This window comes from Citrobacter sp. FDAARGOS_156 (genome assembly GCF_001559235.2).
Lineage (GTDB): Bacteria > Pseudomonadota > Gammaproteobacteria > Enterobacterales > Enterobacteriaceae > Citrobacter > Citrobacter youngae.
The window spans coordinates 1,056,567-1,073,876 of the sequence record NZ_CP014030.2; the positions used below are offsets into that span (position 1 = coordinate 1,056,567).

The window sequence follows — 17,310 nt, forward strand, 5'->3', positions numbered from 1 at the left end:
CTGCATGTCTAAATCAGTACAGAGTAACAGTGCGGTGCTGGTGCACTTCACCCTTAAGCTCGACGATGGCTCCACCGCAGAGTCAACCCGCAATAACGGCAAGCCTGCGCTGTTTCGCCTGGGCGACGGTTCTCTGTCTGAAGGACTGGAGCAACACCTGCTGGGGCTAAAAGAAGGCGATAAAACCACCTTTGCTCTGGAGCCGGATGCCGCCTTTGGCGTATCAAGTCCGGACTTAATTCAGTATTTCTCGCGTCGGGAATTTATGGACGCGGGCGAGCCAGAAATTGGCGCTATCATGCTCTTTACCGCAATGGACGGCAGTGAGATGCCAGGTGTTATCCGCGAAATCAACGGTGACTCGATCACGGTTGATTTCAACCATCCGCTGGCTGGGCATACCGTTCATTTTGATATTGAAGTGCTGGAAGTCGAACCGGCACTGGAGGCGTAAAATGCAGATCCTGTTGGCCAACCCGCGCGGTTTTTGCGCTGGCGTAGACCGCGCTATCAGCATTGTCGAAAACGCGCTGGCTATTTACGGCGCGCCGATTTATGTCCGTCATGAAGTGGTGCATAACCGTTATGTGGTGGATAGCCTGCGCGAGCGCGGGGCTATTTTTATCGAGCAAATCAGTGAAGTGCCGGACGGTGCGATCCTGATCTTCTCTGCCCACGGCGTGTCTCAGGCGGTGCGTAACGAAGCCAAAGGCCGCGACCTCACGGTTTTTGATGCAACCTGCCCGCTGGTGACCAAAGTACATATGGAAGTCGCCCGCGCCAGCCGTCGTGGCGAAGAATCCATTCTGATTGGTCACGCCGGTCACCCGGAAGTCGAAGGCACGATGGGCCAGTACAGCAACCCGCAAGGGGGAATGTACCTGGTTGAATCACCGGAAGATGTGCTGAAACTGAATGTGAAAAATGAAGGAAAATTATCTTTCATGACGCAGACCACGCTCTCCGTTGATGACACCTCTGACGTCATTGACGCGCTGCGCCAACGCTTCCCGAAAATTGTCGGGCCGCGCAAAGATGATATCTGTTATGCCACCACCAACCGTCAGGAAGCGGTCCGTGCGCTGGCGGAACAGGCCGATGTGGTGCTGGTGGTCGGCTCGAAGAACTCCTCTAACTCCAACCGTCTGGCTGAACTGGCACAGCGAATGGGGAAAGCGGCGTATTTGATTGACGATGCGACCGACATCCAGGAAGCGTGGGTGAAAGAGGCGAAGTGCGTAGGCGTGACGGCCGGAGCCTCGGCGCCGGATATCCTGGTGCAAAACGTGATTGCTCGTCTGCAGGAACTTGGCGGTGGGGAAGCTATTCCGCTGGAAGGCCGCGAAGAGAACATCGTTTTCGAAGTGCCGAAAGAGCTGCGTGTGGATGTTCGTGAAGTAGAGTAAGTCTTTCCGGTTACGACTATGAGAAGATGCCAGACTCAACGTCTGGCATTTTTTTATGGAGAAACCATGCGCTTACCGATCATTCTTGATACCGATCCCGGCATTGATGATGCCGCCGCCATTGCCGCCGCGCTGTTTGCCCCTGAGCTGGATCTGCAACTGATGACCACGGTAGCAGGCAATGTGTCGGTGGAAAAAACCACCCGTAATGCGTTGCAACTGCTGCACTTCTGGAATGCGGATGTTCCACTGGCGCAGGGAGCATCGATGCCGCTGGTGCGGCCGCTGCGTGATGCCGCTTCCGTGCACGGCGAGTCCGGTATGGAAGGGTATGATTTTGTCGAGCACGATCGCCAGGCGATGGCAAAACCCGCCTTCCAGGCGATTCGCGATGCGCTGATGCATGCCTCACAGCCCGTGACGCTGGTGGCAATTGGCCCGCTGACCAACATTGCGCTGCTGCTGACTCATTATCCTGAATGCGTATTTAACATTAAGCGCCTGGTGATTATGGGCGGTTCTGCCGGGCGCGGGAACTTCACACCCAACGCCGAGTTTAATATTGCTATCGATCCCGAGGCTGCCGCGAAAGTCTTCCATAGCGGGCTGGAGATTGTAATGTGCGGGCTGGACGTGACCAACCAGGCGATGCTTGCGCCGGAGTATCTGGCGACGTTACCTCAGCTTAACCAGACGGGAAAAATGCTGCATGCGCTGTTCAGTCACTACCGTAGCGGTAGCATGAATACGGGGCTGCGAATGCACGATCTCTGTGCGATTGCCTGGCTGGTGCGCCCGGATCTCTTTACGCTCAAGCGCTGTTTTGTCGCCGTTGAAACGCAGGGGAAATATACCTCTGGCACAACGGTAGTAGATATCGAAGGGCGGCTGGGGCAACCCGCTAATGCCCAGGTGGCACTGGGGCTGAATGTCGAGGGGTTCCAGCAGTGGGTGGCGCACGTTCTGGCACTGGCCCCCTGATTTCCGCGTTATATAACGATATGACGCTGCTTATTCCGTGGCGTCATACCTTTTACTGATATCTTTCCCTGTTTATCATTAAATTCTAATTATCGACGTTTTCGGCTGGCGGCGCAGCGATACGCTGGTTAATCTGAAAACGATTCACGTAAAATTAACAAAAGAGAATAGCTATGCATGATGTACAAATCCGCGTTGCCATCGCGGGAGCCGGTGGACGCATGGGGCGTCAGTTGATTCAGGCCACTCTTGGCATGGATGGCGTACAGCTTGGCGCGGCGCTGGAGCGCGAAGGCTCTTCCTTACTGGGAAGCGATGCCGGAGAGTTAGCCGGAGCCGGGAAAACGGGCGTTACGGTACAAAGTAGCCTTGAAGCGGTGAAAGATGATTTCGATGTTTTCATCGATTTTACCCGCCCGGAAGGCACGCTGGCGCATCTGGCGTTTTGCCGCCAGCATGGGAAAGGGATGGTAATTGGCACCACCGGCTTTGATGAGGCGGGAAAACAGGCTATTCGCGATGCCGCGCAGGATATTGGCATCGTCTTCGCCGCTAACTTTAGCGTCGGCGTCAACGTCATGCTGAAGCTGCTGGAGAAAGCGGCGAAAGTGATGGGTGATTACACCGATATAGAGATTATTGAAGCGCATCACCGCCACAAAGTGGATGCGCCGTCAGGCACTGCGCTGGCGATGGGCGAGGCGATTGCCGGGGCGCTGGATAAAGATCTGAAAGACTGCGCAGTCTATTCCCGTGAGGGTTACACCGGCGAGCGCGTACCGGGCACGATTGGTTTTGCCACGGTGCGAGCGGGGGATATCGTCGGGGAACATACCGCGATGTTCGCCGATATTGGCGAGCGTATTGAGATCACGCATAAAGCGTCCAGCCGTATGACATTCGCCAACGGTGCCGTAAGATCGGCGGTTTGGCTGAAATCTAAATCAAATGGTCTTTTTGATATGCGAGATGTGCTTGATTTACGCAATTTGTAAGGTTTTTTACCCTTCGTGATGTGGTTATTGTAGTCGTAATTATTTGATTACATGGGGCAATATTTTATTGCCCTTTATTTTATCTATTTCAAGTTTATTTTGAATTTAATATCTTATTTTTATAAGTTTTATTGTCTTTTTGTGTTGGTTAAATGTAAATTTTGACCATTTGGTCTACTTTTTGTCTCTTGTTTCTGAGATTTAATACTCTTCCTGCTCCGCAAGCGTTTTCCACTCTAAGTTAGTTGATCTTTTTGATGCCTGGAGGCGGGTTAATTCGTCAATGGCGCAAAATAATAATAAAAAATGTCCTTTTGGGTAGACTTTTACGTGGGCTATCTCTAGAATGCCGCCGTTTGCCAGAAATCCATAGGTAAGCAAATTTGCATTGATTCATGAGGTGTTAATGAATTAATATGCAAATAAAGTGAGTGAATATTCTTTGGAGGGTGTTTTGATTAAGTCAGCGCTATTGGTTCTGGAAGACGGAACCCAGTTTCACGGTCGGGCCATAGGGGCAACAGGTTCGGCGGTTGGGGAAGTCGTTTTCAATACTTCAATGACCGGTTATCAAGAAATCCTCACTGATCCTTCCTATTCCCGCCAAATCGTCACTCTTACTTATCCTCATATCGGTAATGTCGGCACCAATGAAGCCGATGCAGAATCTTCACAGGTACATGCGCAAGGCCTGGTCATCCGCGACCTGCCGCTGATTGCCAGCAACTTCCGCGATACCGAAGACCTCTCTTCTTACCTGAAGCGCCATAACATTGTGGCGATTGCTGATATCGATACCCGTAAGCTGACGCGTTTGCTGCGTGAAAAGGGTGCACAGAACGGCTGCATCATCGCGGGTGATAACCCGGATGCGGCGCTGGCATTGGAAAAAGCAAAAGCTTTCCCTGGCCTGAACGGTATGGACCTGGCGAAAGAAGTCACCACTGCGGAGCCGTATAGCTGGACGCAAGGTAGCTGGACGCTGGCCGGTGACCTGCCGGAAGCCAAATCTACCGATGAACTGCCGTTCCACGTTGTGGCGTACGATTTCGGTGCTAAACGTAACATTCTGCGTATGTTAGCGGACCGCGGCTGCCGCCTGACGGTTGTACCGGCGAAAACCTCAGCAGAAGACGTTCTGAAGATGAATCCGGACGGTATCTTCCTGTCCAACGGCCCTGGCGACCCGGCGCCGTGCGACTACGCGATTACCGCGATTCAGAAATTCCTCGAAACCGATATTCCGGTATTTGGTATCTGCCTCGGCCATCAGCTGCTGGCGCTGGCGAGCGGTGCGAAGACCATTAAGATGAAGTTCGGCCACCATGGCGGCAACCATCCGGTAAAAGATATTGATAACAACACCGTGATGATCACCGCGCAGAACCACGGTTTTGCTGTAGATGAAGCCTCCATGCCTGCCAACCTGCGCGTGACCCACAAGTCACTGTTCGACGGCACCTTGCAGGGGATTCATCGTACCGACAAACCGGCGTTCAGCTTCCAGGGGCACCCTGAAGCGAGTCCGGGTCCGCACGACGCTGCACCGCTGTTCGACCACTTTATCGAGTTAATTGAGCAATACCGTCAGTCCGCGAAATAATCAGGAGTAAAAGAGCCATGCCAAAACGTACAGACATAAAAAGTATCCTGATTCTGGGCGCGGGTCCGATTGTTATCGGTCAGGCGTGTGAGTTTGACTATTCCGGCGCCCAGGCGTGTAAAGCGCTGCGTGAAGAGGGCTACCGCGTCATTCTGGTGAACTCTAACCCTGCGACCATCATGACCGACCCGGAAATGGCCGATGCCACCTACATCGAGCCGATTCACTGGGAAGTAGTACGCAAAATTATTGAGAAAGAACGCCCGGACGCGGTGCTGCCAACCATGGGCGGCCAGACCGCGCTGAACTGCGCACTGGAACTGGAACGCCAGGGCGTACTGGCTGAGTTCGGCGTGACCATGATTGGCGCGACGGCGGATGCTATTGATAAAGCGGAAGACCGTCGTCGCTTCGACATCGCGATGAAGAAGATTGGTCTCGACACCGCGCGTTCAGGCATCGCTCACACCATGGAAGAAGCGCTGGCGGTTGCCGCTGACGTTGGCTTCCCGTGCATTATCCGTCCTAGCTTCACCATGGGCGGCACCGGTGGCGGTATCGCCTACAACCGCGAAGAGTTCGAAGAAATCTGCGAACGCGGTCTGGACCTTTCCCCAACCAACGAGCTGCTGATTGATGAATCGCTGATTGGCTGGAAAGAGTACGAGATGGAAGTGGTGCGTGATAAAAACGACAACTGCATCATCGTCTGCTCCATCGAAAACTTTGATGCGATGGGCATCCATACCGGTGACTCCATCACCGTAGCACCTGCCCAGACGCTGACTGATAAAGAATATCAAATCATGCGTAACGCCTCGATGGCGGTACTGCGTGAAATCGGCGTGGAAACCGGCGGTTCTAACGTCCAGTTTGCGGTAAACCCGAAAAACGGTCGCCTGATTGTCATCGAGATGAACCCGCGCGTATCCCGCTCCTCGGCGCTGGCCTCTAAAGCCACCGGTTTCCCGATTGCGAAAGTTGCCGCCAAACTGGCTGTTGGATATACCCTCGACGAACTGATGAACGACATCACCGGCGGCCGTACTCCGGCTTCGTTTGAGCCGTCCATCGACTACGTTGTGACCAAGATTCCACGCTTCAACTTCGAGAAATTCGCCGGTGCTAACGACCGTCTGACCACGCAGATGAAATCTGTCGGCGAAGTGATGGCGATTGGCCGTACCCAGCAGGAATCGCTGCAGAAAGCGCTGCGCGGTCTGGAAGTCGGCGCGACCGGCTTCGACCCGAAAGTCAGCCTGGACGACCCTGAAGCGCTGACCAAAATTCGCCGCGAGCTGAAAGACGCGGGCGCTGAGCGTATCTGGTATATCGCCGATGCCTTCCGTGCTGGCCTGTCCGTCGACGGCGTGTTCAACCTGACCAACATCGACCGCTGGTTCCTGGTACAAATTGAAGAGCTGGTGCGCCTGGAAGAAAAAGTAGCCGACCTTGGCATCAACGGCCTCGACGCTGACTTCCTGCGCGTACTGAAGCGTAAAGGTTTCGCTGATGCGCGTCTGGCGAAACTGGCCGGCGTTCGCGAAGCGGAAATCCGCAAGCTGCGCGACCAGTACAACCTGCACCCGGTCTATAAGCGCGTGGATACCTGCGCGGCAGAATTTGCCACCGACACTGCTTACATGTACTCCACTTATGAAGATGAGTGTGAAGCAAATCCGTCCGTCGACCGTGATAAAATCATGGTGTTGGGCGGCGGTCCAAACCGTATCGGCCAGGGGATCGAATTTGACTACTGCTGCGTACACGCCTCGCTGGCGCTGCGCGAAGACGGTTATGAAACCATCATGGTCAACTGTAACCCGGAAACCGTCTCTACCGACTACGACACCTCCGACCGTCTGTACTTTGAGCCGGTAACGCTGGAAGACGTGCTGGAAATCGTGCGCATCGAGAAGCCGAAAGGCGTTATCGTGCAGTACGGCGGTCAGACTCCGCTGAAGCTGGCGCGCGCGCTGGAAGCCGCAGGCGTGCCGGTAATCGGTACCAGCCCGGATGCCATCGACCGTGCGGAAGACCGTGAGCGCTTCCAGCACGCGGTTGACCGTCTGAAGCTGAAGCAACCGGCGAACGCCACCGTAACGGCCATTGAACAGGCTGTTGAGAAGGCAAAAGAGATTGGTTACCCGCTGGTGGTGCGTCCATCCTACGTTCTCGGCGGCCGCGCGATGGAAATCGTCTATGACGAAGCCGACCTGCGTCGCTACTTCCAGACTGCGGTCAGCGTTTCTAACGATGCGCCGGTACTGCTGGACCGTTTCCTTGATGATGCAGTTGAAGTGGATGTCGATGCTATCTGCGACGGCGAAATGGTGCTGATTGGCGGCATTATGGAGCACATCGAACAGGCGGGCGTACACTCCGGTGACTCCGCATGTTCTCTGCCTGCGTACACGCTGAGCCAGGAAATTCAGGATGTAATGCGCCAGCAGGTGCAGAAACTGGCCTTCGAACTGCAGGTTCGCGGTCTGATGAACGTCCAGTTTGCGGTGAAGAATAACGAAGTTTACCTGATTGAAGTGAACCCGCGTGCGGCACGTACCGTTCCATTCGTCTCCAAAGCAACGGGTGTTGCGCTTGCAAAAGTCGCGGCACGCGTAATGGTCGGAAAAACGCTGGCACAGCAGGGCGTCACCAAGGAAGTTATCCCGCCGTACTACTCGGTAAAAGAAGTGGTGCTGCCGTTCAACAAGTTCCCGGGCGTTGACCCGCTGTTAGGGCCGGAAATGCGCTCTACCGGGGAAGTGATGGGCGTGGGGCGTACCTTCGCAGAAGCGTTCGCTAAGGCACAGCTGGGCAGCAGCTCCACCATGAAAAAACAGGGTCGTGCACTGCTCTCCGTTCGCGAAGGCGATAAAGAGCGCGTGGTTGACCTGGCGGCGAAGCTGCTGAAGTTTGGTTTTGAGCTGGATGCGACGCACGGCACGGCGATTGTGCTGGGCGAAGCGGGTATCAATCCACGTCTGGTGAACAAGGTGCATGAAGGGCGTCCGCACATTCAGGACCGTATCAAGAATGGCGAGTACACTTACATCATCAACACCACCGAAGGGCGTCAGGCGATTGAAGACTCCAAGCTGATTCGCCGCAGCGCACTGCAGTACAAAGTGCATTATGACACTACCCTGAACGGCGGTTTCGCGACGGCGATGGCGCTGAATGCCGATGCCACTGAGAAGGTGACCTCTGTGCAGGAAATGCACGCACAGATCAAAAAGTCATAAAAAATAGGTTCGGTGATAATTGTGTTAACCTGACCTGCAATATAATCTTGAAAGGGTTTCTGTAAAGAAACCCTTTTTTAAATTCGCGTAAGGTCATTCCTGGCCAAATGCACTTTCATAACCACATTTTCAATGTAATAAGCACGATATAGCTCACACTAATCAACATTCAAGTCGCATACTATCCTTTATATCCACAATTTTAATATGGCTTAGTTTTTATTAATTTGGACAGGCCGTAGCCAGATTTTTAATTTGTGAAATGGTGTGCTTATGTGTGAAAAATATGTTGAAAGACCGCTTTATTTGTTAATTGCTGACTGGATGATGGCTGAGGATCGTTGGATCACCGCAAAGGAAATTTCCCGCCATTTTGATATTGAGCACTGCAAAGCAATTAATACTCTCTCTTATATTCTGTCGGAAGTGGGAGAAATTGTTTGTGAAGTTAAGATGATCCCTAATCAGATTGCAGGCCGGGGCTGCCAGTGCCAGCGTCTGGTAAAAGTCATCAGTATTGATTCTCACCTCTACAACCGATTGAGCCACAATTTGCAGGAAAAAAAGGTGAGTGTGGCGAAAACGCCGCGGCTGTCTGCCGTTCCCCCAACAGAGCTCAACCGTGAGCAGAAATGGCAGATGATGCTCTCCAAGAGTATGCGTCGCTAATTGTCAGTTTGCCTGATGGCGGTATAAACGGTGATTGACGCGTAGGCCGGATAAGCGTCAGCGCATCCGGCATAGATTACTGGGCCGATTTCGGTTTCACATCTGTCGTGCCTTGCAGGCGCGGCCGGTTTTTTTCGACCTGCGTTAATGGCTGTGTTTCGCGTAAACCTGCCCGGCAGCGGACCGCAAGATCCTGATACTCTTTGGTGTTCAGCCGTTTCCAGTGCTGCTCCTGATCCGTGACTTCGCGCAGTACGCGAGCAGGTGAACCGACCAGCAGTTGCCTTGCCTCCCCCTGAAAGCCGGCTTTGACAAAGCTCATGGCGGCGACAATGCTCTCTTCGCCAATCACCGCACCGTCCATAATCACGCTGTTCATGCCGATCAGCGCGTCCCTGCCCACCACGCAACCGTGCAGGATTGCGCCATGGCCGATATGCCCATTCTCATGCACGATGGTGTCAGTGTCGCAATAACCGTGCATGATGCAGCCATCCTGCAAGTTAGAACCTGCCTCCAGAATCAGGCGACCATAGTCACCGCGCAGTGAGGCATGTGGGCCGACGTAAACGCCAGCCCCCACGATCACATCACCAATCAACACGGCGCTGGGATGAACATACGCCTCTGGATGTACTACCGGAATCAGGCCTTCAAAGGCGTAATAGCTCATCGGTTATCAGCGTCCTTTCCACACCGGATCGCGTTTTTCCGCAAATGCCTGTGGTCCTTCCAGCGCATCTTCCGAGTGCAGCACCGACGGATAGTGCTTCAGCACACCGCTGCGGATGTAACGGTAGCCTTCTTCCACCGGCATTTCGCTGGTCGCACGATAAATCTCTTTCAGCGCGGCGATCGCCAGCGGGGCGCTATTCACCAGCTGCTGCGCCAGTTCGCGCGCGCTATCCATCAGTTCGCTCTGGCTGACAACGCGGTTGACGATACCCCAACGTAGCGCTTCTTCGGCGCTCATTCGTCTGCCTGTCATCACCATTTCGTTGACGATAGCCGGTGGCAGTAGCTTCGGCAGACGCAGAACGCCGCCGCTGTCAGGCACGATCCCGAGCTTGGCTTCCGGTAGCGCGAAGCTGGCATTTTCCGCGCAGACGATAAAATCCGCCGCCAGCGCCAATTCAAAACCACCGCCAAACGCATAGCCGTTTACCGCAGCGATGACCGGTTTATCGAGGTCGAAAATTTCGGTTAAACCGGCAAAGCCGCCTGGGCCAAAATCGGCATCCGGCGCTTCACCTTCAGCTGCCGCTTTTAAGTCCCAGCCCGCAGAAAAGAATTTCTCGCCGCTGCCGGTGATTATCGCTACGCGTAATTCCGGGTCATCACGAAAATTAAGAAACGCTTCACCCATGGCAAAGCTGGTTTTGGCATCAATGGCATTGGCTTTAGGCCGGTCGAGGGTAATTTCCAGGATCGGGCCGTTACGGGTCAGATGTAATGATTCACTCATAGTTCATCTCCAGATAAATAGATTTCCCGGCAGGAGGAATTCCTACCGGGAGGGTTATTTCAGATTTTTTTTGATTATTTTTCCTGAACAATTGCGCGGCAGGTCGGTTCTTATCTCCATAAAAGAGGGAACCTTGAATTTCGCCATATTGTTTTCGCAGAAGCTGAAGAACTCGGCTTCGCTTAATGTTTCACCTTCATTAAGGACGATAAACGCTTTAATGGCTTCATCACGGATTGAATCTTTAATACCGACAACCACAATGTCCTGAATTTTCGGATGCGCAGAAATAATATTTTCCAGCTCGACGCAGGAGACATTTTCTCCGCCGCGTTTAATCATGTTGCAGCGCCTGTCGACGAAATAAAAAAAACCGTCCGCATCCTGGTAACCCGAATCTCCGGTATGTAACCAACCCTCAGCTTCCAGCGCTTTGGCGGTAGCCTCCGGCTGGGCATAGTACTCTTTGAAGATGGTTTTGCCCGGCACGCCTTTGATGCAGATTTCGCCAATTTCTCCGGCGGGCAGGGGACGGTTGCGATCGTCACGGATTTCGGCTTCATAGCTAAAACCCACGCGGCCAATAGAGGGCCAACGCCGTTTGTCTCCGGGGCGATCGCCAATAATGCCGACGATGGTTTCGGTCATACCGTAGGAGGTCAGCAGCCTGACGCCAAAACGTTCGGTAAAGGCGTCTTTTTCCTGCTCGGATAAATTGAGATAGAACATCACTTCGCGCAGGCGATGCTGTCTGTCCGTTGGCGCTGCGGGTTGAACCATCAGCGTTCGGATCATCATCGGAATGCATTCGGTGACCGTCGCCTGGTATCTACGTACCTGATCCCAAAATGCCCTGGCGCTGTACTTTTCCAACAGCACAAAGGTGCTGCCTGCGGAGAATGCCGCCATGGCTGCCGTACACTGACAGTCGATATGAAAAGCGGGCATTACCGTCATGTAGACGTCATCATCGCGCAGGGCGATTTGCCAGGAAGTGTAGTAGCCGGCAAATCGCAGATTGTAGTGGGTAATCACCACCCCTTTAGGCCGTGAGGTGGTGCCAGAGGTAAACAGAATTTCCGCCGTATCGTCAGTGGATAACGCAGGTGTATAGCACAGCGTGGCGGACTGACGGGATTGCAGTTGGGTAAAGTGGCTCACGCCGTCCTCAACCGGAAGTTGCTCGCCAATCAGACAGATATGATTAAGCGGTGTGGTATTTTCCAGCCGTATCTGGCGGTACATAGGATAAAACTGGGCGCTGGTGACCAGCAGGCTTACCTGGCTGTTTTGCAGGATCCAGGCGCTTTCTTCGCCCAGCAAGCGGGCATTAATCGGCACCATAATGGCGCCAATTTTTGCCAGCCCAAACCAGCAAAAAATGAATTCCGGACAGTTATCCAGATGCAATGCGACCTTATCGCCCTTGCGGATCCCTAAAGAATGGAACAGGTTTGCCGTGCGGTTAATCTCTTCATTGAGCGAGGCATAGCTAAATTGCCGAACGTTTCCTTCGCAGGATTCGAAAATTAACGCCGTTTTATCTCCATACACCCCGGCCAGGTCGTCCCACATCAGACGTAAGTTTTGTCCGCCAACGATATCCATATTGCTTTATCCACTGAAATCAGGCGTGAGCGCTAACCCACTCGCGGGTCAGCGCGTCGCGTTTATTCCTCAACTCTGGCCAGGCCTTTGCCGACCAGCTCATTTATGTCTGCTTCGCTATATCCAATATTTTTCAGAATGGCGGCGGTATCCATGCCGTGTGACGGCATGCCACGCCAGATTTTCCCCGGGTTGTTTTTAAATTTCGGCATGATGTTTGGCCCTTTGCAGGTGCGGCCATCCATTGTTTGCCACTGAGTAATCGATTCACGGGCAACGTACTGCGGGTTGCCTTCCAGTTCCGGAATGGTCAGCACCTTCGCGCAGGCGATATTCAGCTCAGCAAAGCGCGCCTGGACTTCGGCGATGGTGTGTGTTGCCAGCCACGCGTCCAGTTTCTCTTCCACGAGCGGGCCGTAAGGGCATTCCACGCGATGGATAAGCTGGGTACCTTCCGGGACTTCCGGTGTGCCAAGAATGTGGGCGAGGCCAATATCTTTGAAGCACTCGTTGATTTGCGTGATGCCGACCAGCTCCATGACGATGTAACCATCGGCGCATTTATACAGGCCGCAGCCAGCGTAATACGGGTCTTTGCCTTTGGTCATGCGTGGGCAAATTTCGCCGCCGTTAAAGTAATCCATCATGAAATACTGGCCCATGCGCAACATCACCTCGTACATGGCGATATCAATGCTTTCACCTTTGCCCGTTTCGCGTACTTTGTGCAGGGCAGCCAGCGCCGCTGTCGTTGCGGTCATCCCGGAGAAGTAATCGGCGGTGTACGGGAAGGCAGGCATCGGCTGATCAACGTCACCGTTTTGAATCAGATAGCCGCTGAACGCCTGCGCGATGGTGTTGTAAGCCGGAAGATTGGTGTACTCCTCGGTACCAAACTGGCCGAAGCCGGAAAGGTGGGCGATAACCAGTTTCGGGTTATGTTCCCACAGCACTTCATCGGTAATGCCGCGACGGGCAAAGGCCGGGCCTTTACTGGCTTCAATGAAGATATCGGTGGTTTCCATAAGCTTCAGAAACGCTTCCCGACCTTCATCTTTGAAAATATTGAGCGACAGGGCGTGCAGGTTACGACGTGAGAGCTGCGGATAGTTAGGCTGTACGCGGATGGTATCGGCCCACGCAACGTTTTCAATCCAGATAACCTCAGCCCCCCATTCGGCGAACATCTGTCCGGCGAACGGACCGGCAATTTCGATCCCTGAAAAGACAACTCGTACCCCGGCAAGTGGGCCAAAGGTTGGCATTGGTAAGTGATCCATAATTTTGCTCCTGGCATTTTTTTGCGGTATGTAGGCCGGATAAGCACAGCGCCATCCGGCATAATTGCCTGATGGCGACGCGAGCGTCTTATCAGGCCTACAAGGGGTCGATTAACGGTATTGCTTCAATACCGCACGACCCAACGTCAGGATCTGCATTTCGTCAGAACCACCAGAAACACGGTCAACGCGCAGGTCACGCCAGAAGCGCGTGATGCGATGGTTACCCGCGATACCCACGCCACCCAGCACCTGCATGGCGGTGTCTACCACTTCAAATGCCGCGTTGGCGCAGAAGTATTTGCACATGGCCGCATCGCCCGAAGTAATAGTGCCGTTATCCGCTTTCCATGCGGCTTCCAGCAGCATGTTTTTCATGGAGTTCAGTTTGATCGCCATATGCGCAAACTTCTCCTGAATCAGCTGGAAACGGCCGATCGTTTCGCCAAACTGTACGCGTTGGTTGGCGTAGCGCGCGGCGTCTTCAAACGCGCACATTGCCGTACCGTAGTTGGTCAGTGCGACGAGGAAGCGTTCATGGTCAAACTCTTCTTTCACACGATTGAAGCCATTACCTTCCCGACCGAACATGTCTTTCTCGTCCAGTTCAACGTCATCAAAGGTGATTTCACAGCAGCTATCCATACGCAGACCGAGTTTCTCCAGTTTGTTGACCTTGATACCCGCTTTGCTCATGTCAACGAACCACTCGGTATAAACAGGTTTATCCGGCGATGCGCCATCTCTCGCCATCACCACGATGTACGGGGTATAGGCGCTACTGGTGATAAAGCACTTACTGCCATTAAGATAAACCTTACCATTTTTACGTGTATAAGTGGTTTTCAGGCTACCAACATCCGATCCCGCTCCCGGTTCGGTGATCGCAGAGTTCCACATCTGCTTACCGGTTCCCTGGAACGCCATGATTTTATCAATTTGCTCTTGAGTACCTTCACGCAGAAAAGTGTTAAAACCGCCAGGTAATTGGTACAACACGTAAGTCGGTGCGCCAAGACGTCCGAGTTCCATCCAGACGGCGGCAACGGTGACAAAACCGGCTTCCAGCCCGCCGTGTTCTTCCGGAATCAACAGGCTATCGATGCCCATATCCGCCAGTGCTTTTACAAAACGCTCAGGGTAGACGCTGTCGCGATCGCACTCGGCAAAATAAGCTTCCCAGTTCTCACTGGCCATCAGTTCACGAATACCGGCGACAAACAGCTCCTGCTCGTCATTTAAGTTGAAATCCATCTTTCAGCCTCTTGATCAATTGGGTTAATAAGAATTACTTGTCTTTCCAGTGCACTTTGGCGTCTTTAATAAAGGACAGCGTCACCATGATGTTGACGAAGAACAGCGGACATCCTCCGGCGATAATTGCGGTCTGAATGGGCTTCAGCCCACCCAGCGCCAGCAGAACGATGCCGATGACGCCGACCAGAACGGACCAACCGATACGTACCAACAGCGGCGGTTCTTCACCATCACGAACTTCGCGACAGGTGGACATCGCCAGGGTGTAGGAGCAGGCGTTAATTAGCGTGACGGTGGCAATAAAGCAGAGGATAAAGAAGCCCCACATGGTGGCGGTGCTGAATGGCAAGGCCGCCCAGGTTTCGATAATGGCGCGCGCCACGCCGTGTTGTTCAATCAGCTGCGGGATGTTGAGAATGTTTTTATCCATCAGCAGTAGGGTATTGCTGCCAAGGACTGTCCACAGGATCCAGGTGGAAGCGGTCAGGCCCAGCACCATCCCAAAGCACAGTTCACGTACGGTACGACCACGAGAAATACGCGCCAGGAAGATACTCATCTGGATGGCGTAAATGACCCACCATGCCCAGTAGAAAACAGTCCAGCCCTGCGGGAAGCCGCCTTTGCCGATGGCATCGGTATAGAACAGCATGCGCGGCAGATACATCAGCAGCATGCCGACCGAGTCGGTGAAGTAGTTCATGATGAAGCTGGCGCCGCTGACGATAAACACCCAGCCCAGCATCAGGAAGCTCAGGTAGCTACGCACGTCGCTGGCGATTCTGACCCCTTTTTGCAGGCCGCAGGCTACGCAAATGGCGTTCAGAATGATCCAGCAGGTAATGATAATGGCATCTAATTGCAGCGTATGCGGAATACCGAACAGCCATTGCATACACTCGGTTACCAGCGGCGTCGCCAGACCGAGGCTGGTACCCATCGCAAAAATCAGCGCCACCAGGTAGAAGTTATCAACGATGGTGCCGAACAGCCCTTTTGCATGCTTTTCGCCCACTAACGGTACCAGCGTGGAGCTGGGACGGATCACATCCATCTTGCGCACAAAGAAGAAGTAGGCGAAGGCAACGGAGAGGAAGCTGTAGGTTGCCCACGGCAACGGCCCCCAGTGGAACAGGCTGTATGCCAGGCCTATCTCTTTCGCGCCAGTGGAATTGGGCGCCAGGGCGAACGGCGGGGTAGAGATATAGTAGTAGATCTCGATGGAACCCCAGAACAGCACCGCGGCGGATGTACAGGAGGCGAACATCATAAAGATCCAGCTGGCGGTACTAAACTCCGGTTTTTCGTCGCCTAATTTCTTTTTGGCATACGGGCCAAAAACCAGCCAGAACCAACCGCCTAGCATGACGACCATATACCATTCAAATGCCCAGCCCCAGACATTGGTGACATAACTGAATACCGCATTAATAACGACGTTAGCGGCATCGAGATCTCTTACTGTTAGCCAACAAAGTATTCCAACTATTATTAATGGCGGAAAAAAAACCTTCGGTTCAATTCCCGATTTTCTCTTTTCATTTTTCATAAGTGAATTCCAGTGTGAAAACGAAATTTATTTAGCGAGCCCGTGCGTGAACGTTTGTTTATTTATTATTAATGATTTGTTGTTAACTTTTAACCTCTGGGAGCGCCTCAGTGAGTAACTCATAATGAGTATTCATTTCGGGTGGTTCTGTTATCTGCATCACACTTTTCTATGCTGGTTATTTTGTCTGGAAATCTATATTATTTCTTTATTAATCATAATGTTGGCATTGGTTTTTTAACTTTTTTAAGTGACTGTCGTTCAATATTGTTGAACCAGCAGACAATATTGAAAATTTTCATATTTGACGTGATTCTTTCAATATTGGTGAGGCATGTAACACTATTGAAAGTTACGAATTTCAATGTGTGACATTTTCAATATTGGTGATTAAGGTTTTATTTCCGAATTAAAGAGCGTGATATCTGTATTTAACACCGCCGATATAAATACGTTTCCTTCATGATTTCTGGAGATGCAATGAAGATAATTACTTGCTACAAATGCGTACCTGATGAGCAGGATATTGCGATTAATAATGCTGATGGAACACTCGATTTCAGCAAAGCGGATGGCAAAATCAGCCAATATGATCTGAATGCGATCGAAGCGGCTTGCCAGTTAAAACAGCAGGTGGGAGAGGCTCAGGTTGTGGCCATGAGCGTCGGAGGCAAAGCGCTGACCAATGCAAAAGGGCGCAAAGATGTGCTTTCCCGTGGCCCTGATGAACTGATTGTTGTCATTGACGATCAATTTGAACAGGCGCTGCCGCAACAAACTGCCACTGCGCTGGCTGCCGCCGTGCAAAAATCCGGTTTTGATCTGCTTATTTGCGGCGACGGTTCTTCCGATCTTTATGCTCAGCAGGTTGGTCTGCTGGTGGGCGAAATGCTGGACGTGCCGGCGATAAATGGCGTGAGTAAAATCCTCTCTCTTACCGACAGCACTCTGACGGTAGAGCGTGAACTGGAAGATGAAGTTGAAACCCTGAGTATCCCGCTCCCGGCGGTGATCGCGGTCTCAACGGATATCAACACCCCTCAAATCCCTTCCATGAAAGCCATTCTTGGCGCGGCGAAAAAACCGGTTCAGGTTTGGTCGCCTGCAGACATTGGGCTGAACAGCGTGCAGGCGTATTCCGCACAGCAGGTTGCTGCACCGAAACAGCGCGAGCGTCAGCGCGTTGTAATTGAAGGTGACGGTGAAGAACAGATTGCCGCGTTTGTCGAGAATCTTCGCAAAATCATTTAAT

General features: G+C 52.7%; 14 protein-coding genes. 8 read left to right on the plus strand and 6 right to left on the minus strand.

Going from position 1 to position 17,310, the window contains the following annotated elements:
* Nucleotides 1-4 precede the first annotated feature (4 nt).
* The 7 genes from fkpB to caiF all read left to right on the plus strand — a co-directional run bounded on the left by fkpB (nt 5) and on the right by caiF (nt 8,899).
* A complete protein-coding gene (fkpB, locus tag AL515_RS05190; RefSeq protein ID WP_003018929.1) occupies nt 5-454 on the plus strand; it encodes an FKBP-type peptidyl-prolyl cis-trans isomerase in 450 nt (149 codons plus the stop codon).
* 1 nt (nt 455) lies between these two features.
* Nucleotides 456-1,406, plus strand: coding sequence for a 4-hydroxy-3-methylbut-2-enyl diphosphate reductase (gene ispH, locus AL515_RS05195; protein ID WP_032948486.1), 951 nt, complete (start codon nt 456-458; stop codon nt 1,404-1,406).
* Between the two features lie 66 nt (nt 1,407-1,472).
* Nucleotides 1,473-2,387 (plus strand): ribonucleoside hydrolase RihC, encoded by a 915-nt coding sequence (gene rihC / locus AL515_RS05200; protein WP_061067212.1) that lies wholly within the window; start codon nt 1,473-1,475, stop codon nt 2,385-2,387.
* A gap of 173 nt (nt 2,388-2,560) precedes the next feature.
* Nucleotides 2,561-3,382 (plus strand): 4-hydroxy-tetrahydrodipicolinate reductase, encoded by an 822-nt coding sequence (dapB, locus tag AL515_RS05205; RefSeq protein ID WP_061067213.1) that lies wholly within the window; start codon nt 2,561-2,563, stop codon nt 3,380-3,382.
* 454 nt (nt 3,383-3,836) lie between these two features.
* Complete coding sequence (gene carA / locus AL515_RS05215; protein ID WP_048212737.1) at nt 3,837-4,985, plus strand: glutamine-hydrolyzing carbamoyl-phosphate synthase small subunit; 1,149 nt, start codon at nt 3,837-3,839, stop codon at nt 4,983-4,985.
* 17 nt (nt 4,986-5,002) lie between these two features.
* Nucleotides 5,003-8,230, plus strand: coding sequence for a carbamoyl-phosphate synthase large subunit (carB, locus tag AL515_RS05220; RefSeq protein WP_048212736.1), 3,228 nt, complete (start codon nt 5,003-5,005; stop codon nt 8,228-8,230).
* Nucleotides 8,231-8,503: 273 nt separating this feature from the next.
* On the plus strand, nt 8,504-8,899 hold the full coding sequence (gene caiF / locus AL515_RS05225; RefSeq protein ID WP_003018912.1) for a carnitine metabolism transcriptional regulator CaiF: 396 nt from the start codon (nt 8,504-8,506) through the stop codon (nt 8,897-8,899).
* Between the two features lie 76 nt (nt 8,900-8,975).
* On the opposite strand, the gene caiE is transcribed toward caiF, so the two are convergent.
* The 6 genes from caiE to caiT form a co-directional block, all read right to left on the minus strand.
* Nucleotides 8,976-9,572: a carnitine operon protein CaiE gene (gene caiE / locus AL515_RS05230; RefSeq protein ID WP_061067214.1), complete on the minus strand. Its 597-nt coding sequence runs from the start codon at nt 9,570-9,572 to the stop codon at nt 8,976-8,978.
* 6 nt (nt 9,573-9,578) lie between these two features.
* Complete coding sequence (gene caiD, locus AL515_RS05235) at nt 9,579-10,364, minus strand: crotonobetainyl-CoA hydratase (protein ID WP_061067215.1); 786 nt, start codon at nt 10,362-10,364, stop codon at nt 9,579-9,581.
* Between the two features lie 54 nt (nt 10,365-10,418).
* On the minus strand, nt 10,419-11,972 hold the full coding sequence (caiC, locus tag AL515_RS05240) for a crotonobetaine/carnitine-CoA ligase (RefSeq protein ID WP_061067216.1): 1,554 nt from the start codon (nt 11,970-11,972) through the stop codon (nt 10,419-10,421).
* A 62-nt stretch (nt 11,973-12,034) separates the two neighbouring features.
* A complete protein-coding gene (caiB, locus tag AL515_RS05245; RefSeq protein ID WP_048212732.1) occupies nt 12,035-13,252 on the minus strand; it encodes an L-carnitine CoA-transferase in 1,218 nt (405 codons plus the stop codon).
* 111 nt (nt 13,253-13,363) lie between these two features.
* Complete coding sequence (gene caiA / locus AL515_RS05250) at nt 13,364-14,506, minus strand: crotonobetainyl-CoA dehydrogenase (RefSeq protein ID WP_003018898.1); 1,143 nt, start codon at nt 14,504-14,506, stop codon at nt 13,364-13,366.
* Between the two features lie 34 nt (nt 14,507-14,540).
* Nucleotides 14,541-16,058, minus strand: coding sequence for an L-carnitine/gamma-butyrobetaine antiporter (gene caiT / locus AL515_RS05255; RefSeq protein WP_048212731.1), 1,518 nt, complete (start codon nt 16,056-16,058; stop codon nt 14,541-14,543).
* Nucleotides 16,059-16,538: 480 nt separating this feature from the next.
* Between caiT and AL515_RS05265 the strand changes: the two genes are divergently transcribed.
* The gene (locus AL515_RS05265) at nt 16,539-17,309 is read left to right on the plus strand and encodes an electron transfer flavoprotein FixA (protein ID WP_003018893.1); all 771 of its coding nucleotides are present in this window, start codon (nt 16,539-16,541) and stop codon (nt 17,307-17,309) included.
* Nucleotide 17,310: the final 1 nt, after the last annotated feature.